Source organism: Aldersonia sp. NBC_00410 (genome assembly GCF_026342035.1).
GTDB lineage: Bacteria > Actinomycetota > Actinomycetes > Mycobacteriales > Mycobacteriaceae > Aldersonia.
In genome coordinates, this window is record NZ_JAPENM010000005.1 from 361,010 (window position 1) to 380,154 (window position 19,145).

At 68.5% G+C, this 19,145-nt stretch carries 19 protein-coding genes; 12 read left to right on the forward strand and 7 right to left on the reverse strand.

Annotated elements, in window-relative coordinates; genetic code table 11:
• The first annotated feature begins 45 nt into the window (after positions 1 to 45).
• Together OG921_RS14495 and OG921_RS14500 are read left to right on the forward strand one after the other, a co-directional pair.
• Complete coding sequence (locus OG921_RS14495; protein WP_266113150.1) at positions 46 to 1,347, forward strand: alpha/beta hydrolase family protein; 1,302 nt, start codon at positions 46 to 48, stop codon at positions 1,345 to 1,347.
• 38 nt (positions 1,348 to 1,385) lie between these two features.
• A complete protein-coding gene (locus OG921_RS14500; protein WP_266113241.1) occupies positions 1,386 to 3,881 on the forward strand; it encodes a bifunctional lysylphosphatidylglycerol flippase/synthetase MprF in 2,496 nt (831 codons plus the stop codon).
• Positions 3,882 to 3,893: 12 nt separating this feature from the next.
• Here OG921_RS14500 and OG921_RS14505 read toward each other — a convergent pair whose 3' ends face one another.
• From OG921_RS14505 to OG921_RS14515, 3 genes are all read right to left on the reverse strand, one after another.
• Positions 3,894 to 4,748, reverse strand: a complete 855-nt coding sequence (locus OG921_RS14505; protein WP_266113151.1) for an ABC transporter ATP-binding protein — start codon at positions 4,746 to 4,748, stop codon at positions 3,894 to 3,896.
• Positions 4,749 to 4,761: 13 nt separating this feature from the next.
• The gene (locus OG921_RS14510) at positions 4,762 to 5,754 is read right to left on the reverse strand and encodes an iron chelate uptake ABC transporter family permease subunit (RefSeq protein ID WP_266113242.1); all 993 of its coding nucleotides are present in this window, start codon (positions 5,752 to 5,754) and stop codon (positions 4,762 to 4,764) included.
• 95 nt (positions 5,755 to 5,849) lie between these two features.
• Positions 5,850 to 7,358, reverse strand: coding sequence for an iron ABC transporter permease (locus tag OG921_RS14515; RefSeq protein ID WP_266113152.1), 1,509 nt, complete (start codon positions 7,356 to 7,358; stop codon positions 5,850 to 5,852).
• A gap of 58 nt (positions 7,359 to 7,416) precedes the next feature.
• Between OG921_RS14515 and OG921_RS14520 the strand changes: the two genes are divergently transcribed.
• The 9 genes from OG921_RS14520 to OG921_RS14560 all read left to right on the forward strand — a co-directional run bounded on the left by OG921_RS14520 (position 7,417) and on the right by OG921_RS14560 (position 13,708).
• Complete coding sequence (locus OG921_RS14520; protein ID WP_266113153.1) at positions 7,417 to 8,145, forward strand: hypothetical protein; 729 nt, start codon at positions 7,417 to 7,419, stop codon at positions 8,143 to 8,145.
• A 294-nt stretch (positions 8,146 to 8,439) separates the two neighbouring features.
• Entirely contained in the window at positions 8,440 to 8,823 is a 384-nt protein-coding gene (locus OG921_RS14525; RefSeq protein ID WP_266113243.1) for a PaaI family thioesterase, read from the forward strand.
• Positions 8,824 to 8,981: 158 nt separating this feature from the next.
• Complete coding sequence (locus tag OG921_RS14530) at positions 8,982 to 9,284, forward strand: urease subunit gamma (RefSeq protein WP_266113154.1); 303 nt, start codon at positions 8,982 to 8,984, stop codon at positions 9,282 to 9,284.
• 4 nt (positions 9,285 to 9,288) lie between these two features.
• On the forward strand, positions 9,289 to 9,615 hold the full coding sequence (locus tag OG921_RS14535) for an urease subunit beta (protein WP_266113155.1): 327 nt from the start codon (positions 9,289 to 9,291) through the stop codon (positions 9,613 to 9,615).
• Positions 9,612 to 11,333 (forward strand): urease subunit alpha, encoded by a 1,722-nt coding sequence (locus OG921_RS14540; protein WP_266113156.1) that lies wholly within the window; start codon positions 9,612 to 9,614, stop codon positions 11,331 to 11,333. Before OG921_RS14535 ends, OG921_RS14540 begins: the two co-directional genes overlap by 4 nt.
• Before the next feature lie 10 nt (positions 11,334 to 11,343).
• Positions 11,344 to 11,976: an urease accessory protein UreF gene (locus OG921_RS14545; RefSeq protein WP_266113157.1), complete on the forward strand. Its 633-nt coding sequence runs from the start codon at positions 11,344 to 11,346 to the stop codon at positions 11,974 to 11,976.
• A 13-nt stretch (positions 11,977 to 11,989) separates the two neighbouring features.
• On the forward strand, positions 11,990 to 12,673 hold the full coding sequence (gene ureG / locus OG921_RS14550) for an urease accessory protein UreG (RefSeq protein ID WP_266113158.1): 684 nt from the start codon (positions 11,990 to 11,992) through the stop codon (positions 12,671 to 12,673).
• Complete coding sequence (locus OG921_RS14555) at positions 12,663 to 13,328, forward strand: urease accessory protein UreD (RefSeq protein ID WP_266113159.1); 666 nt, start codon at positions 12,663 to 12,665, stop codon at positions 13,326 to 13,328. The genes ureG and OG921_RS14555 overlap by 11 nt, the downstream gene beginning before the upstream one ends.
• A gap of 2 nt (positions 13,329 to 13,330) precedes the next feature.
• On the forward strand, positions 13,331 to 13,708 hold the full coding sequence (locus OG921_RS14560) for a helix-turn-helix transcriptional regulator (protein ID WP_266113160.1): 378 nt from the start codon (positions 13,331 to 13,333) through the stop codon (positions 13,706 to 13,708).
• Positions 13,709 to 13,744: 36 nt separating this feature from the next.
• Here the strand turns inward: OG921_RS14560 and OG921_RS14565 are convergent, their stop codons facing one another.
• Together OG921_RS14565 and OG921_RS14570 are read right to left on the reverse strand one after the other, a co-directional pair.
• Positions 13,745 to 15,169 (reverse strand): NAD(P)/FAD-dependent oxidoreductase, encoded by a 1,425-nt coding sequence (locus OG921_RS14565; RefSeq protein ID WP_266113161.1) that lies wholly within the window; start codon positions 15,167 to 15,169, stop codon positions 13,745 to 13,747.
• Between the two features lie 116 nt (positions 15,170 to 15,285).
• Complete coding sequence (locus tag OG921_RS14570; protein ID WP_266113162.1) at positions 15,286 to 16,101, reverse strand: helix-turn-helix domain-containing protein; 816 nt, start codon at positions 16,099 to 16,101, stop codon at positions 15,286 to 15,288.
• 104 nt (positions 16,102 to 16,205) lie between these two features.
• On the opposite strand from OG921_RS14570, the gene OG921_RS14575 reads away from it, so the two are divergent.
• Positions 16,206 to 17,654 (forward strand): cytochrome P450, encoded by a 1,449-nt coding sequence (locus OG921_RS14575; protein WP_266113163.1) that lies wholly within the window; start codon positions 16,206 to 16,208, stop codon positions 17,652 to 17,654.
• A 24-nt stretch (positions 17,655 to 17,678) separates the two neighbouring features.
• Here OG921_RS14575 and OG921_RS14580 read toward each other — a convergent pair whose 3' ends face one another.
• Positions 17,679 to 18,074 carry an ester cyclase gene (locus OG921_RS14580; protein WP_266113164.1) on the reverse strand — a complete coding sequence of 132 codons (396 nt, stop codon included), beginning with the start codon at positions 18,072 to 18,074 and terminating at the stop codon, positions 17,679 to 17,681.
• Between the two features lie 97 nt (positions 18,075 to 18,171).
• Entirely contained in the window at positions 18,172 to 18,909 is a 738-nt protein-coding gene (locus OG921_RS14585) for an alpha/beta hydrolase (RefSeq protein WP_266113244.1), read from the reverse strand.
• Between the last annotated feature and the right edge of the window lie 236 nt (positions 18,910 to 19,145).

Here is a 19,145-nt window from a genome sequence, read left to right on the forward strand (position 1 = left end):
CAGGTCGAAATCGGGGGCGCACCAGACTATGTGAAGGTTCGGTGGGTGGAGACCATTACCGATATCTCGTTGCTCAGCGGTGCGCTACCGACCGTGGTCCTGGCCATCGGAGCACTCGGGGCAGTCTGGCTGCTCGTCGCACAACGACGCTGGTACTACTACCTAGCGCTGCCGGCCTGCCTTATCGGCGCGACGCTGGTGACGTTGCTCGCCTATCAGATCGTGGAGAACTGGTGGCGCCCGTTCCCCGATCCGGTCGAGACCGAGGTGTACGTCTGGATCGGCGTCGCGATCGCCGCCATCGCCCTGCTCGTCCCGCGCATTCTCACGGCACGGCACTGGCCGGGACGCGTCCTCACCGTGGTCGCGGTGCTCGCCGTCGTGCTCGCGGCGAGTTCGCAGATCAATCGGGTGTTCGCCTACTACCCGACGTTGCGGACCGCGCTCGGCATGTCGAACGCGCACGAGGTGGACTTCGCCGCGGTGCCCGGCCCGACCGCGACGACCGTGACCGGGCGCCCCCTGGACTCGGTCTGGCAGGCGCCGGCCGGAATGCCGAGTACGGGTGACGTGACGTCTGTGTCGATCCCGGGGGACAAATCGGGATTCGCGGCGCGGCCGGCGCGGGTCTATCTGCCGCCCGCGTACCTGACCGACCCGCGCGCCCTGCTGCCGGTGCTGGTGATGATGGCGGGCCAGCCCGGGGAGCCGGACGACTGGATCAAGTCCGGCGGGCTGGCCACCACGATGAACGACTTCGCAGCCGCACATGACGGATTGGCGCCCGTTGTCGTGGTCGCCGACGGGACCGGTTCCACGCTGGCCAACCCGCTGTGCATGGATTCGCGGCTCGGCAACGTCGACACCTATCTCGCCGTCGACGTGCCGAACTGGGTGAAGGCACACCTGCAGGTCGATCCGAACCCGCGGTCCTGGGCGGTCGGCGGGCTGTCCTACGGCGGCACCTGCGCGCTCCAGCTGGCGACCAACCATCCGGACGTGTACCCCACGTTTCTCGATTTTTCCGGTCAGGTCGAACCCACACTGGGGGACAGGCAGCGCACGGTCGACGCCGCGTTCGGCGGCGACGATGCCGCGTTCCGGAAGGTGAATCCGTTGGATCTGCTGACCGCGCGCGATTTCTCGGGCTCGGCGGGAATGTTCGTCGTCGGGGCCGGCGACGACGAGTACCGCGACGGTCAGCGCAAGATGGCGGCAGCGGCGAAAGGGGCCGGCATGGAGGTTGTCTATCTGGAGGTACCGGGTGGGCACAGCTTCGCGGTGTGGACGGCCGCACTGCGCGCCTCGATGGACTGGCTGGCCAAGCGGCTCGGTCTGATCCCGTGAGCACACCGCATGCCCGGGCGCAGACGCTTGTGTCGTCGGTGCGGCGGGAATCGCTGCGGCTCGGCGGAATCGCGGCAGGCGGTGTGCGGCGCGCGCCCGTCTCGGTCGGCGCGATCGTGCTGGTCTGGGTGCTGGCCATCGCCACCGGCAGTGTGCTGCGCGCGACGCACACCGTCCGGTCCGACTTCGCTCTCAGCGTCGGTGCGATCGAGCACGGCAAGTGGTGGACGCTGCTGACCTCGGGGTTGTTTGCGCCGAATCTCGCCGGCTACCTCGTCGCCACCCTGCTGGTGCTGTTGATCGCCGCACCGGTCGAGCAGCGGATGGGATCGGCGAGGTTCGCCCTCGCCGCGGTCTCGACGCAGGTCATCGGTTCGTTGGTGGCACTGCTGCTGGCCTGGGCGGCGAAGGCGATGGACGAGGACTGGGGTTTTCGGCTGCACATCGGCACCGCGATGAGCCCGACGACGTGGATAGTCGGGACGGCGATGGTGGCCAGCGCCCGGATGGAAACGCTGTGGCGGCGGCGGACGCGGGTTGGTTTGTTCGCGCTGCTCGTCACGCTCGCGTTGTTCGGCGGGCACCTCGAGGACATCGCCCGGCTCGGCGCGGCGATCGTCGGTCTGCTGCTGGGACCGGCGATCGTCGGCAGGTCCGCGCGCGGGCCGTTGCGCGCCGGAACTCGCCGAGAAGGCCGGGTTTTGGTCGCCCTGGTGATGGCGGCGACGATCGTCGGCACCGCGTTGGCCGCGTTGTCGCCGAACGCAGTCGGACCGTTCGCGGTGCTGCGCGAACTGTTCCGGGGTGTGCCCGATACACCGGGCGAGGTTGTCGAGCTGTGTTCGAACGCGCGCGGCAGCGACGACTGCCGGCGCGGCCAACTCGATCTGCGGCTCGGCGGTGTCGGACCGACCGTGCTGAGCCTGATGCCGATGCTGGCGTTGCTCGTGTTGTGCGACGGCCTGCGGCGGGGCCGCCGATTCGCCTGGTGGGCAGCGGTCGTCGCGCAGACGGTGCTGCTCGCGCTGTCGCTGGCGAACTACCTGTGGCGGTTCTTTCCCAGCGATTCGGATTCCGTGTTCTACGTACTGGCCTCGCCGACCGCATACCGGACGATCGTTCCGTTCCTGACGCCGCTGGCGATGCTCGTGCTGTTGTTGTGGACGCGGCGTCTGTTCACCGTGTCCGCCCCGAAGGGGACCTATCGCCGCCGGCTGCTCATCCTGGTCGGTGTGACGGTCGCGCTCGGCGTGGTCTACGTGCTCGGTGGTGTCGCGATCCGGCGCAGTTTCGAGCAGGACGCGACGTTCGCCGGCCTGCTGGGCGACTTCCCGCTGCGCCTGATCCCACCGGTCTATCTGCAGTGGCTCGATCCGCGCTTCCTGCCGGACAGTCCGATCGCGACCCTGCTGTTCGACTGGACCGGGGTGATCTTCTGGCTGACGCTGTGTGTGCTGCTGCTCGGTTCGTTCCTCGCACCCGCCTACGGCTCGGAAACCGAAGCCACCGAGCGGGCTCGGGAGCTATTGCGCCGTGGCGAGGGCAGCGCGCTGTCCTGGATGACCACGTGGCGGGGTAATCGACACTGGTTCGCTCCCGACGGGGAGAGCTACGTTGCCTACCGCGTCATCGGTGGTGTCGCGCTCACCACGGGACAGCCGGTCGGGCGGCGGGATCGGCTGCGGGAAGCCATCATCGGGTTTGCCGAGTTCGCCGCGTCGAACGGCTGGACGCCGTGCTTCTACTCGGTGGCGGCGACTGCGGAGGCGATCGCCCGCGACCTCGGCTGGAGCGTGTTGCAGGTCGCCGAGGAAACCGTGCTCGATCTCGATGAGCTCGCGTTCACCGGGAAGAAGTTTCAGGACGTGCGAACCGCCATCAACCGGGCCAAGAAGTCGGGCGTGACCGCGGAATGGATCCGGTTCGGCACGGCGCCGCTCGCACTCACCGACCAGATCACCGCGATCTCGGAGGAGTGGGTGTCGGACAAGGGGATGCCGGAGATGGGCTTCACCCTCGGCGGGCTCGAGGAGGTCGACGATCCCGACGTGCGCTGTCTGCTCGCGGTGGACGCGGACCGCACCGTGCACGGTGTCACCTCGTGGCTGCCCGTCTATCGGCAGGGCCGGGTGGTCGGCTGGACGCTGGACTTCATGCGCAGGCGGACCGACGGCTTCCGGCCGGCAATGGAATTCCTGATCGCCTCGGCGGCCCTCTCGCTCAAGGATGAGGGCGCCGAGTTCGTCAGCCTGTCCGGCGCCCCACTGGCCAAGGTCGACGAGGGGCCGGCCGGCGGCCAGCCCGCCCTCGACCGGCTGCTCGACATCCTCGGCCGCACACTCGAACCGATCTACGGGTTCCGTTCTCTGCTGGCGTTCAAGGCGAAGTTCCAGCCACGCTACGAGCCGGTGTTCATGTGCTACCCCGACCCGGCCGCGCTGCCCAGCATCGGCACCGCCATCGGGCACGCCTACCTGCCGGACGTGACGTTCGGCGAGGGGATGCGGTTGGTGCGGGGACTGCTCGACCGGTAGGCGGTGCGCTCGTCAGCGCGCGCCGTTCACGACGGCGCTCAGGGGCTGCTCGCAGCCGACCTTGCCGTACACGTGGCGGGTTCCGATCGGCACAATAAGCGGTCGGTCCGACACCGGGTCGTCCACAACGGCGGCGTCGAGACCGAACACCTCGCGCAGCAACTCGGCGGAGATCACCTCGGTCGGCGGACCGGACGTGACGATCCGCCCGTCGGCCATCACGACGAGCTGATCGCTGTATCGCACGGCGAGATTGAGGTCGTGCAGCACCATCACGATGGTGCGGCCCATCTCCTCGTGTAGCCGGTCGACGAGGTCGAGCACCTCGACCGAATGCGCGAGATCCAAGTACGTGGTCGGCTCATCCAGCAGCAGGATGTCGGTGCCCTGCGCGAGCGCCATCGAGATCCAGGCGCGCTGACGCTGGCCGCCGGAGAGCTCGTCGAGCGGGCGGTCGGCGAGATCGGCGATGCCGGTGTGTTCCAGCGCGTGCGTCACTACGTCGGAATCGGCCGCCGACCACTGCCGAATCCAGGATTGGTGCGGATGGCGCCCGCGTGCGACCAGATCGGCGACGGTGAGACCCTCGGGCGCCGTTGGCGATTGCGGCAGGATGCCGAGCACCCGCGCAACATCGCGCGTACGCATCGAGCCGATCGCCTTGCCGTCGAGCAGGACCTGGCCGGACTGCGGTCGTAGCAGTCGGCCCAGCGCCCGCAGCAGCGTCGATTTTCCGCACCCGTTGGGCCCGATCACCGTCGTGACGACGCCGGTGTGCACGTCGAGGTCGAGTCCCTCGGCAACGATCCGCTCGCCGTATCCGAGGGTGACACCGGCAGCCGAGATGCGGGATTCGGCGTCGGTCATGCTGCGGACTCCATCAGGTCGCCTTTCGGTTGGTGCGGATGAGCAGATACAGCAGGAAGGGTCCGCCGAAAGCCGCCGTCACCACACCAACGGGCAGTTCGATGGGCAGCACGGTGCGTGCGATGACGTCACTGCCTACCACCAGAATTGCGCCGGTCAGCGCCGAACCTATCAACGGCTCACCCTCGGATCGGAGCATCATCCGGCCGATCTGGGGTGCGGCGAGCGCCACGAAAACGACCGGACCTGCTGCCGCGGTGGCCAGGGCGGCGAGGACCACGGCGGCGAGGAGTAGCAGGCCCTGCCTGCTCTGCAGCCCGAGACCGAGCGAGCGCACCGTGTCGTCGCCGAATCGGAGCGCCCCCAGCGTGCGTGCCGAGACCAGCACGGCGGCGGCGATCACCGCGAAGCACACACCCAACGGGACGACGCGCGACCAGTCGGACTCGGCCAGCGAGCCGTTGAGCCAGACCTGCGCTTTCGACACGTCCATGATGCGGCCCGAGATCAGCAGCCAGCTCACGACCGCGACCAGGAAGGCGTTGATCCCGATGCCGATGAGTACGAGCCGGTAGCCCTCGACGCCGCTTCGCCAGGCCAGTAGATAAATGGCGACGGCGGTGGCGAGCGCGCCGATCAGCGCGGCCACCGGCAGACCGACCGCGGCGAGTGCGCCGGTGACGGAACCGCCGCCGCCGGACACGATCAGCGCAACAGCCGCGACGCTGGCACCGGAGGTGATGCCGAGCATGTCCGGGCTGGCCAGCGGGTTGCGCAGAATCGACTGGGTGATCGCACCCGCCATGCCGAGCGCGGCCCCGACCAGTACCGCGGTGGCCACCCGCGGCATGCGCAGTTCCGTGACGATGAAGTGTTGTGACTTCGTACCGCCGCCGGCGAGCACCTCGACGACATCGCCGAGCGGGATCGCGAACTCGCCGACCGCGATGTCGACACAGGCGAGCACCAGCAGCAAGGTCACCAGCAGTGCCGAGACCGCCACCATCCGTGGTCGCCGGACCAGTGACAACGGGCCGAGCCGGAGCGCGGGCCGGGCCGCAGCGACGGCGGTCGCGTTCGTCTTTCGCACCAATCCGACCGTCACAGCCGCACCAACTTCCGGCGGCGAACCACGGCAATGAAGAACGGCGCGCCGATCACCGCGAGCACGATACCGACCTGTAGTTCGCCGGGGCGCACGACGACGCGGCCGACGACGTCGGCGAAGAGGATCAGAATTGCACCCAGCAGGCCGGAGTAGGGGACCAGCCACCGATAGTCCGGGCCGGTGATCGCCCGCGCGACGTGCGGGACCACCAGGCCGATGAACGCGATCGGACCGCACGCGGCCGTGGCGGCGCCGGCGAGCAGGGTCACGGCAACGATGCCGACCACTCGGGTGAGTGCGATGTTCGAGCCGAGCGAGCGCGCCACGTCGTCGCCGAGGCTGAGCGTGTTCAGGCCGGGGGAGGAAGCCAGCGCGAGCACTACACCGGCGACGATGAAGGGCAACACCTGCCAGAAAACATCGGCGCCGCGCCCCGACAGCGACCCCACGACCCAGAACCGGTAGCTGTCGAGCGCACCCGAGTCGACGAGGAGCACGGCATTGGTCATCGCCTGCAGGAAGAAGGTCACGGCGGCGCCGGCCAGAGCAAGACTCAGCGGCGTCGCCCGGCCACCGCCGATCGAGGCGGCGCCGAACACCACGACGCTCGCGACCAGGGTGCCCGCGAAGGCGAACCAGATGTACTGACTCGACGTCGTGATGCCGAAAAGATGGATCGCAATCACGACGAAGAACGCGGCACCGGCGTTGAGACCGAGCAGGCCGGCGTCGGCGAGCGGATTGCGGGTGTGGCCCTGGATCAGGGCGCCGGCAATCCCGAGTGCGATGCCCACGATGAGGCCGAGCACCGTGCGCGGGATCCGAAGCGACCGGACCACTTCGTCGGCCGCTGTGCCGGTGGCCTCGAACAATGCGTGGTAGACCTGCCCGATGCTCATCGGCTGCGCGCCGACGGCGAGGCTGGCGAGCACGACGAGGCCGCCGACGACGATGAGCGCCGCCAGACCGAACAGCCTGCGCCGCCGCACGATTGCCGCCGAGGTGGTGGGCGGAAGGGGCGTGAAACCGGCTTCGCGCGCGACGCGGCGGTGCACAACTTCGCTGTGCACCCGGAGGTCACCGCGGGTGCGGCGATCCGCTGTCGCGAGTGCGCGCAGGCCGCCGAGCATCAGGACATCGACGCCGTGGCGGCGCAGCGCCGCGCGCGTTCCGATCGGTCCACCCGATTCGGCGTTGCGGGTGGTCAGCCGCAGGCAGGATTTTCCGACCGTCTCGCCGCCGCGGCCCTCGCGTACGCCCCGGTTCCACCACAGCAGGCCCGCGCTGACACACACCGCCAGCGCGCCGAATACCAGCTGGTCGGACTGTCTGCTCCCCGACCCGTCGTCGATCGCGGCGAGGAAGTACCAGCCACACAGCAGGGGCGCGACGAGCAATGCGCCATCCGCTGCGGCGGCGCCTGCGCGGCGGGTCAGGGCAGGCGCCGCCGCGGGACCGGCGCCGGGTTGACGGGTCCGTGAAGAAGTATCGGTCTCGGTCATTTGTATGGTAAGCCTAGCCTATCTTAGTTCGAATTCCGTCCAGGCCGAGGAGATCTCGATGCTCGAAATCGTCCCCGTTCCCCTGCTCGAGCAGGATCGCGCACCGTTCGCGGAGTCATGCGCCCGCTTGCGCGGTCTGCAACCGGACTATCCCCGGGCCTATGCGGTTGCGGCGGTAGCGGAGGAGGGTCGTCGCCGTTGGTGGCAACTTGCCGGCGGAGTCCGCAGCGGCCGGGTCGAAATCATGTACGCCCGCGCAGTCGACGATCTCGGTGTCCGGGACCGGGCAGCGGATGTCGTTGCGATGTCGTTGATCCACGCGATAGTCGGGCGGGTGGTGGCATTGCTCGTGCTGGAGGGGCGGGCCTGGGATCCCGGCCTGGAAAACCTCTGGGTCCACAACGACAGCGACGGCGGCATCGACTGGGCCGGCATCGCGGATACCCGACTGCGCGTGCTCACCGGCGATCCATGGGCCGATCGTGCGGGCGTCAGCACCTTCCCGTGCGAGGAAGCATTGACCGTCTGGTTGGCGCATCGCTGCAGCACCGCGCTCCACGCGGTGTACGAGCGCCTGGCGGGCTGCACCGGATTCGACGCGGATCGATTCTGGGGCATGGTCGGCGAGGCGGTCCTCGGTGCGTCGACACATGTGCCGATTCGCTCCCGGTCGGCCGTGGCGCCCCTCGTAAGGGCCGGTGGTCGCCCCTCGGCACGCCGCGGCCAGGCCCTCCTGGACGCGATGACCGACCGCGGTCTCCCGGTTCGCCAGAAAGGGGTTGCATAGTTAGGTAAGCCTGACCTATAGTCAGATCGAGCATGTGGACCGCGCCGGCGTACCTGAGGGCTGCAGGAACCCCCGGTCCTTCCCGCGACGGGCCCCCGCCAACCGGCGGAGGGCCCGTCGCATTTCTCCGCGCACCATTGTGATCTGCTGTCAGGGCCGCCGGAAGTGGCTTCGGGCGGGCCGTCCGCGACCGATTCGGGCGGAGCGAAGACAGGAGTTTCGAACGTGACCCACCCCGACCGGCCCACTGCCGCAACCGATCCCGCGAATGCCACCCTCGAACAGCTCGCCGAGTTGCCGACCCGCGGCTTCGACAGTTTCGTCGGTTTCCGCTTTACGGACGTTTCCCCCGATGGCATCAAGGCCGAGTGGGTAGTGACTCCGCAGCAGCATCAGCCGTTCGGGATCGTGCACGGCGGTGTCTACTGCACGGTGATCGAGTCCGTAGCCAGTATCAGCGGCGCGGTGTGGCTCGGCGATCGTGGGCACGTGGTCGGCGTCAACAACAACACCGATTTTCTGCGTGCGGTCGAGTCCGGCACGCTCTACGCCGAGTCCAGCCCGATCCACCGCGGGCGGTCGCAGCAGTTGTGGCAGGTCGTCATCACCGATGAGCAGGGCCGCACCGTGGCCCGCGGTCAGGTGCGCCTGCAGAACATGACGAACCCCAAGGGCTGATCGCGCCCGGTGTGCCGCTGGTCGGTTTCACGCGGGGGATATGACCGAACTCGTCGTCCCGACTGCGCGCGGCTCGCATTCACCTGCCACAAATCGCCGACCTGCCCGCCGTGCGAACGCGTGCCAGAATGACCTTCACCCGCCGGTAAGGAGGCCGCATGCGCTTGACGCCGCACGAACAGGAGCGACTGCTCCTCAGCTACGCAGCAGACCTCGCCCGGCGGCGCAAGGAACGCGGGCTTGCGCTCAACCACCCCGAGGCCGTTGCGATCATCACCGACCACGTACTCGAGGGCGCGCGCGACGGGCGGTCGGTTGCCGAGCTGATGGCGTCGGGCCGTGAGGTGCTCGGCCGCGCGGACGTGATGGAGGGTGTGCCGGAGATGCTGCCCGATGTGCAGGTGGAGGCCACGTTCCCGGACGGCACCAAGCTCGTGACCGTGCACCACCCGATCGGCTGAGCGCATGATTCCCGGCGAATACCGCTGCGCCGAAGGCGAAATCGAACTCAATCCGGGTGCGCCGCGGATCGAGCTGGACGTAGTCAACACCGGTGACCGGCCCGTGCAGGTTGGCAGCCATGTGCACTTCCCCCAGGCGAACTCGGCGCTCGCGTTCGATCGCGCCGCCGCGCACGGCCTGCGGCTCGACATTCCGGCGGGCACCGCGGTGCGGTTCGAACCAGGCCTGGGGCAGACGGTTTCGCTGGTCCCGATCGGCGGCACGCGGGAGGTGTACGGCCTGAGCCTGCAACCGCCCGGGCGGCTGGATGGCGAAGGAGAAGCACCATGACGAGGCTGAGCCGCGCCCGCTATGCCGAATTGTTCGGCCCGACAACGGGTGACCGGATTCGGCTCGCGGACACCGATCTGTTCGTCGAGATCACCGAGGATCGCAGCGGCGGTCCGGGACGCGCCGGCGACGAGGCGGTGTTCGGCGGCGGCAAGGTGCTGCGCGAATCGATGGGGCAGGCCCGCGCCACCCGCGCGGAAGGCACGCCCGACACCGTGATCACCGGTGTCGTGGTCATCGACCACTGGGGAATCATCAAGGCGGACGTCGGGATTCGCGACGGCCGGATCGTCGCGCTCGGGAAGGCGGGCAATCCCGACACGATGTCGGGGGTGCATCCCGATCTCGTCGTGGGGCCGGGCACCGAGATCATCGCCGGAAACGGTCGCATCCTGACCGCGGGTGCCATCGACTGCCACGTGCACTTCATCTGTCCGCAGCTGATGGAGGAGGCGCTCGGCGGTGGCATCACCACGCTGATCGGCGGCGGCACCGGCCCCGCGGAAGGCAGCAAGGCGACCACGGTGACGCCCGGTGCGTGGCATCTCGCGCGCATGCTCGAGGCGACCGATCACTGGCCGTGCAACATCGTGCTGCTCGGCAAGGGCAACACGGTCAGTGCCGAGAGCATGTGGGAGCAGTTGCGCGGCGGCGCTTCCGGTTTCAAGCTGCACGAGGACTGGGGTTCGACGCCCGCCGCGATCGACGCGTGCCTGACGGTCGCGGACGCTGCCGGGGTGCAGGTCGCGCTGCACTCGGACACCCTCAACGAGGCCGGCTTCGTCGAAGACACGCTGGCGGCCATCGCAGGGCGGGGGATCCACGCTTATCACACCGAGGGCGCCGGCGGCGGGCACGCGCCCGACATCATCACCGTTGCCGCGCATGCGAATGTGCTGCCCTCCTCGACCAACCCGACCCGCCCGCACACCGTGAACACGCTTGCCGAGCACCTGGACATGCTGATGGTCTGCCACCACCTCAGTGCATCCATCCCCGAGGATCTCGCGTTCGCGGAGAGCCGGATTCGGCCGTCCACGATCGCGGCCGAGGATCTCCTGCACGACCTGGGCGCCATCTCGATGATCGGCAGCGACTCGCAGGCGATGGGCCGGATCGGCGAGGTCGTGCTGCGGACCTGGCAGACCGCGCACGTGATGAAACGCCGGCGCGGTGCACTTGCGGGCGACGGCCCCGCCGACAATGCGCGGGTGCAGCGCTACATCTCGAAGTACACGATCTGCCCCGCCGTCGCGCACGGCCTCGAGGGCGAGATCGGGTCGGTCGAGGTGGGCAAGCTCGCCGACCTCGTGCTCTGGGAGCCGGCCTTCTTCGGTGTCCGGCCGCATGCCGTGATCAAGGGCGGGGCGATCGCCTGGGCCGCGATGGGCGATGCGAACGCGTCGATCCCGACCCCGCAGCCGGTGCTGCCGCGGCCGATGTTCGGTGCGGCGCCGCCCGTGGCGGCCGCGACGTCGGTGCATTTCGTTTCCGAGCAGGCGATCGAGGACGGCCTGGCCGATCGGCTGAACGTGACACGAAAGCTGGTGCCGGTGCGCAACGTTCGCAACCGCGGCAAGGCCGACATGCCGCACAACGACGCCCAGCCACGGATCGAAGTGGAGCCCGACACATTCACGGTGCGCATCGACGGGGAAGTGTGGCAGGAGCAGCCGGCCGCCGAACTGCCCATGGCCCAGCGCTATTTCCTGTTCTGAGCGTCGCGCCGTGAAGCTGTCCACCCTGTTCGTGCTTGCCGATTCGAGACTGCCCGCGGGTGGCCACGTCCACTCGGGCGGCGTGGAGGAAGCCGTCGCCTCCGGCCTGGTCCGCGACCTCGACACCGTCGAGGCGTTTCTGCGCCGGCGCATCCGCACCACCGGTCTCGTGGGTGCGTCGATCGCCGCGGCGGTGTGCGCAGGAAACCTCGAATTCGATGCTGCCGACGCCGAGACGGATGCCCGAACCCCGTCGCCGGCGGCACGGGCGGCATCGCGGGCCCAAGGCCGCGGGCTGCTGCGCTTGGCCAAACACGCCTGGCCCGAACAGGACTGGACGACGCTCGGCGCGAAACCACATGGCCCGGTGGTGACCGGCGCGGTCGGACGCTGCTGCGGCGCCGGTCCGGACGAAACCGCCGCGGTCCTGGTGTACCAGACCATGACCGGGTCGGCCACCGCCGCGCAGCGCCTGCTTGCGCTCGACCCGGCCGACGTCACGGCCGCAACGCTGCGCCTCGCCCCGCTGTGCGACGAGATCGCCGCCACTGCGGCCCGCGGGCTCGCGGCCGTGTCCGACCCATTGCTCGACGTCTTGGCGCAGCGCCATACCGTCCGGGATCGACCGCTTTTCGTTTCGTGAGAAGGGACCACCCATGCCACCGCACCTGCTCGACGGCGAGCCGCACGCGCACATCCACGACAGACCGCGTCGGGTCCGCCGCCCCGGCGAACCGTTGCGCATCGGCGTCGGGGGCCCGGTCGGTTCGGGTAAGACCGCGCTGGTGGCCGCGCTGTGCAGACAGCTGCGCGACGACCTGTCACTGGCGGTCCTGACCAACGACATCTATACGACCGAGGATGCCGACTTCCTGCGCAAGCATGCGGTGCTGCCCGACGAGCGGATCGCCGCCGTGCAGACCGGCGGTTGCCCACACACCGCGATCCGCGATGACATCACCGCGAATCTGGACGCGATCGACGATTTGATCGAACGCAACCCGCCGCTGGATCTGATCCTCGTCGAGTCCGGTGGTGACAACCTCACCGCGACGTTCTCTTCCGGGCTCATCGACGTGCAGGTTTTCGTCGTCGACGTCGCAGGCGGGGACAAGGTGCCGCGCAAGGGCGGTCCGGGCGTCACGTTCTCGGACCTGTTGGTGGTCAACAAGACCGATCTCGCTCCGCTCGTCGGCGCCGATCTCGGGGTGATGGAACGCGACGCCGCGAAGGTCCGCGAGGGCAGGCCGACCGCGCTCATTTCGCTCACCGTCGACCCCACCGCCGGGCCGGTGCTCGAGTGGGTGCGCGAACAGCTGAGCACACCAGTTGCGAACTGAGCTCCGCATCGTCGCCAGCCGTGACCGGCGGCCGCGGGTGTTCGCCCGCGGGGGGCTCGATGCCCGCGCGACCGGACCGCACCGGCTGCACCTGATCGGTACCGCGGCCACTCCGCTCGGCGGTGACCATATCGACCTCGTCGTCGAGGTCGAAGCCGGCGCGCACCTGCAGGTCCGCGCGGTGGCGGCCACGATCGCGCTGCCGGCACGCGGCTGCCTGTCGTCCTCGTCGCGCTGGGTGCTCGACGTCGCCGACGGCGGCTGCCTCGATTTCGATCCGGCGCCGATGGTCGTCGCGGGCGGTGCGGAGCATTCGTCGCTGACCGTGGTCGGCCTGGGTGCCGGGGCTCGGCTGCGACTGCGCGAACGCACCCAGCTGGGCCGGTCGGGCGAGAACGGGGGAGCTTTCACGGGGGAACTCGTCGCCGACGCCGACGCCCGGCCGCTGTTGCGGCACACGGTGTCGTTGGGCTGCGGCGCCGTCACCGATGACGTACTGGACGCGCCGCGGGCGATGGTGAGCGAACTCGTCTATCCCGATACCCGCCCCGCGCAGTTCGAGGGCCTGCGCAGCGCGCGACTCCCGTTGGCGGGCGGCGGCAGCCTGACCACGTGGATGGGGGCGCGTCTGGAACATCGGCCCGATACGGTGTGAATATGTCGGATCGGGAGGATCAGCGCGTGTTCGACGCGGGTGATCAGCGCGTCTTCGACGCGGGGCACGTCGAGCAGGCGCGCGCCGCGGTCAGTGCGGCAACCGACCTGGACCTGTGGGTGCGTCGGTTCGAGCTGCTGGGTGACACCACCCGGTTGCGGATCCTGCTCGGCATGCACCGCGCGCCCGGAATCTGCGTGACCGACCTCGCGGCCGCCCTGTCGATGAGTCCGACGACGGTCTCGCAGGCCCTGCGACTGCTGCGCCATCAAGGCTGGGTCGCAGTGGAACGCGACGGAAAGAAGATGACCTACCGGCTGCACGACGACGTGGTGCACCGCTTGCTGCACGACCTGGGCGCAACACACGCGCCGACCTGATCGATTGGCGCGTGTGTTGTGGTGGTCGGTTCGGCGCTATCCGGCTTTTTCCCGCTCCGCCGCCGCCTCGAGCTGCGCGGTGGCCGGCGAATCGAGCGGTTTGCCTGCGGCCTTGGCCTCGCGTTTCTCGCGTTCGATCTGTTCGAGCGCGAGCCGCGCCGTCACCCACTGCTGAGTCGAGGCCATCTGGCCACGGCCGCGACCGAGGAACGTGACGAACCACGAGATCACGGTGGTGATCCGGCTGCGGTAGCCGACGAGGTAGTACAGGTGCAGCGCGAGCCAGCCGATCCAGGCGAGGAAGCCGCCGAACTCGAGCTTGCCGACCTGGGCGACCGCGCTGAACCGCGAGATCGTCGCCATGCTGCCCTTGTCGAAGTACTTGAACGGTTCGCGCTGCTCGGGGTCGGCGCCCTTGAGCTCCTTCTTGATGTTCTTGGCGGCGTAGGTGGCGCCCTGAATGGCCCCCTGCGCCTGTCCGGGCACGCCCGGCACCGACATCAGGTCACCGACGACGAAGACGTTCCGATGGCCCTTCACGGTGAGGTCGGGTTCGACGACGACGCGACCGGCCCGATCGACCTCGGTGCCGTCGGACTGGTCGGCGATCAGCTTGCCGAGCCCGCTCGCCTGCACGCCCGCCGACCACACCTTGCACATCGCGTCGACGCGGCGCTCGGTGCCGTCCTTCTCCTTGACGGTCAGGCCGTCGGCATCGACGCCGGTGACCATCGCGTTGAGCTGGATTTCGACGCCCATCTTCTCGAGTCGGTGCTGCGCCTTGAGGCCGAGCTTCTCGCCCATCGGCGGTAGTACCGCAGGCGCGGCGTCGAGCAGGATCACCCGCGTGTCCCTGGTGTCGATATTGCGGAATGCGCCGGTCAGCGTGCGGTCGGCGAGTTCGGCGATCTGTCCGGCGAGCTCCACACCGGTGGGGCCGGCGCCGACCACGACGAAGGTCAGCAGCTTCGCACGTTCCTCCGCGGTGGTGGCCAGCTCGGCCTGCTCGAAGGAGCTCAGGATGCGGCCGCGCAGCTCGAGCGCGTCGTCGATGGTCTTCATGCCGGGCGCGTAGTCGGCAAACTCGTCGTGCCCGAAGTACGACTGCTGCGCGCCGGCGGCGACGATCAGGCTGTCGAACGGGGTGACCGCCTGCTTGCCGAGCAGCTCCGAGGTCACTTCATTTTTGGTGAGGTCGATGTTGGTGACATCACCGAGCAGCACCTGGGTGTTCTTGTGGTCGCGCAGGATCAGACGGGTCGAGGGCGCGATCTCGCCGACGGACAGGATGCCGGTCGCGACTTGGTAGAGCAGCGGCTGAAACAGGTGACTCGAGGTCTTCGAGATGAGCGTGACATCGACGTCGGCGCGCTTGAGGTGCTTCGCCGCGAATAGGCCGCCGAACCCTGATCCGACAATCACGACGTGGTGCCGTCGTGGAGTTGCGGATTGGATGGTCATTTCGGTGCTCCTCATTCTCGATCGCGCTCGGACTGACAAATGGCGCATCCGCTGGCTCCGCGCCGGGACAGCTCCCAACAAACGGTAGTACTCGTCCGCGAAGAAGGCGTGTCAACCTATCCAACACTGCTCGGCACCGAGTTAATTCGAGTAGCGATGGATAGCCGCGTCACACCGTTGGCGGGATAGAAGGCTTCGATCGCCAGCTCGGCAACCGTCACGTCGAGCGGGGTTCCGAACACCGTCGTCGTGCTGAGAAACGACAGGGTGTCGCCGTCAGCGGTTGCCAGTTCGAGTGGTACCACCAGCGCGTTCGTCGGCGCCGCGGCCTCGCCGGACGGCGCCGGGTACGTCTGCAGTTCCCGGTGCAACTGGGCGAGCCGGTCGTCGCCGGTAATGGTCACCTGGTGCCACAACCGGTCGAGCAGGTGGGTGCGCCATTGCCCGAGGTTGCGAATCCGCGGGGCCATGCCATCGGGGTGCAGGCTGAGCCGAAGCACGTTCACCGGCGGCTCGAGCAGGTGCGGCGCCACCCCGTCGAGGAAGGTGAACACCGCGTCGTTCGCGTCGATCAGCGTCCAGTGCCGGTCGATGACGACGGCGGGATAGGGCAGGTGCCCGCGCAGGATCTGTGCGATCGCGTCGGTGACCGCGGACATCGGCACGTCGGCGAGTCGATGCTCGGGATAGGCCGGCGCGAAGCCGGCAGCGAGGAACAGCGCGTTGCGATCGCGCAGCGGGATGTCGAGGTGCTCGCTCAGTCGCCGCAGCATGTCGCGCGTCGGCTGTGATCGCCCGGTCTCGAGAAAGCTGAGGTGCCGGGTGGACACTCCGGTCCGGGAAGCGAGGGCAAGCTGGCTCAACCGGCGCCGGGATCGCCACTCGCGGATCAGCGTCCCGACGGAAGCCGGTGGCCGCGCGAGTTCGCTCACGTCGTCGAGCGTAGTGGCAGACCTGTGCGGTGGCCGGAAATCACCTGGTCGGTGGTCCCGCGCGGCGTAACCTCGACAACGAGCGTTGTCGCAAGGAGGTCGCGATGGTCACCGCCGGACACCGACCGCATGCCACCCCGCCGGAGAACGCACGGCTGGTCGGCCTCTCCCGCGATGGCCTCGTCGACCGTGTGCTGCACGCGATTCCGAACCGGACGGGCGAGCTTGCGGCACCGCCGCAGGGCAGCGGTCTGCGCCCGGTCCCGGGCGACCGCGGCCTACCGATCCTCGGACACGGACTGTCCTACCTGCGCTGGGGACCAGCCCAGCAACTCGACGTGCACCGCCGATCGGGCCCGGTGAGCTACTCCAAGCCGATGTTCACACCGACCGTCTTCGTCTGCGGCCCCGAGGCGACCGCGGTGGTTGTCGCGAACAAGGACAAGGCGTTCGGGCAGGGGTGGGACTTCTACATCGGCCCGTTCTTCAAGCGCGGTCTGCTGCTGCTCGAGTTCGACGAGCACATGTTCCACCGCCGGCTCATGCAGCAGGCGTTCACCCGGCCTCGACTCGAGGGATATGTGGAGGAGTTGGCGAGGGTCACCGACGCGGCGGTCGGCCGATGGCCCACAGACCGGACGGTCGAGCTGTATCCGACGATCAAGGCGCTGACCCTCGATGTCGCCGCGGACATTTTCATGGACGCCGACGTCGGGATCGAGCGGCAGCGGCTCAACGATGCATTCATGGCGTGTACGCATGCGGCGCTCGCCTACGTCCGGATCGCGATCCCCGGCGGCAAATGGCGGGCGGGGGTCAACGGGCGCAAGGTGCTCGAGGAGTACTTCTACCGGCAGTTGCCTGCCAAGCGTGCTTCGTCTGGCAACGACTTCTTCGCCGCGCTGTGCCATGCCGTCGACGAGGACGGCAATCGGTTCAGCGACGAGGACGTGGTGAACCACATGATCTTCCTGATCATGGCCGCGCACGACACCACGACGACGACCGCCACAACGGTCGCCTACTACCTCGGCAAGCACCCGGCGTGGCAGCAGCGGGTGCGCGAGGAATCACTCGCGCGCGGCGACGGACCGATTGACATCGCGACGCTGGAATCGATGACCGCGCTCGAACTCGTGGTGAAGGAAAGCATGCGACTCGTCGCGCCGGTGCCCGGTCTGGTGCGGCGGTCGGTGCACGACACCGAGATCCTCGGGCACTACATCCCGAAGGGCGTGCTGGTCGACGTCGGACACTGGGTGAACCATCTGCTGCCGGAATATTGGACGCGCCCGGAGGTTTTCGATCCCGACCGGTTCGCCGAGCCGCGCCGGGAAGACAAGTCGCACAAGTTCGCCTGGATGCCGTTCGGGGCCGGTGCGCACAAATGCATTGGAATGCATTTCGGCATGCTCGAGACGAAGGCGATCATCGACGCGATGGTGCGCCACTACGAGTGGCGCCTACCCGCCGACTACGAGGTGCCGTGGAGCTTCACCACGATCCCGTATCCGCGCGACGGAGCGCCGGTGGTGCTGCGCCGCCGCGGCTGACGCCTCGCGCTGGCCGGCGCCGCGTCAGCGAACGAGCCGGGCGAGGAGTTCCGAGACGACCCAAATCTGTGCGATGCGGTCGTTTTCGACCGTGAACACATCGATCCCGATTCCGGTGACGGTCGCACCCGACGGCGGCACAGGGTCGTCGCCGGGAAACGTGCCGATGTGACGGCCGGACTGCCGGAACACCACCGCACTCTTGGCGCCGTCGTCGATCCGCTCGACGATCTCGAATTCGAGATCCGCGAGAGCGGCATGCGTCGACCTCGCGCGCGCGACCAATTCCGCCGCTGTCGTCGGTGTGCCGTTGATCAGCACCGGGTCGGTGTAGGCCGTGCGGAAGGTCTCCTCGGCGCCAGTTCCTGCTGGGGGACCGCCCGCCCACAATGCGATTGCGCGCTCGATGGCATCCGGCATATGTCGAGTGTGCGGCACCAGCGGTATGGATGTCGCGACAACGAAAACGGGCGCGCCGCGGGATATCCCGCAACGCGCCCGCTCGCTTTGCGTTCCGCTACTTGGCCGCCGCCACCACGACGTTGGCCACTGCGTTCGGTTGCGACACCAGCACGGCATGCGAGGCAGGGACTTCGGTCGTCACGGCCTTCATCCGACTCGCCATCGCCCGTTGCGATGCGGGTGGGATCACGCGATCCTGCCCGGCGACGAGGTACCAGCTGGGCTTGTTCGCCCATGCCGGCGGGCCGCTCGGTTCGAGATTCGACCACAGGGCCGCCGACTTCTGATGTGCATACATCGTCGCCGCGGTCGCATCACTGACGTCCTGGCAGAACACCGAATGGAAGTACTCGGGCGCGACATAGCCGTCGACGTTCTTGCCGCCCGGCACGGTGGCGTCGTCGACGACCTTCACCTGCAGTGCGGGCGGGAGCAACTGGCTGCCGGGGTATCGGATCGGATCCAGTTGCAGCATCACCGGCTCGTACTGGGCGGGACCGAATGCGGCGATATAGACCAGCGACTTCACATCGGGATCCTTGATCTGGGTGATCACCATGCCGCCGTAGCTGTGGCCGACCAGCACGATCGGTCCCGAGATTGTGTCGAGGGTGTGTTGAACGGCGCCCGAGTCGTAGGTCGGGCCGCGCAGCGGATTGTCCGGCGTCACCACCCGATACCCGCGAGCACGAAGGTCCGCGGCGACACCGTCCCAGCTTGTCGCATCGGCGAATGCGCCGTGCACCAGGACAACGGTGGGGAGGGTTTGAGCTGATGCGGGGGCGGCGACCATCCCGGTGAACAGTGCCGCGATGAAGGCGAAGGTCGCCAATATTCGATAACGCACGCCGATCTCCTTTGAAACACGAACGCGAGTGAGGACGAGCGGCCCTTGGCGGGTCGCGATCATCGTCCCCCAACAACAGCCGCGCCGCCTGCTCATGAGCGAATCGGCTGTCGGTCGTCTCACCTAGGATCGAAACCCGAGCCGCAACAGCGGAACGGCGATCGCGGACGGGGAGGGTGCGG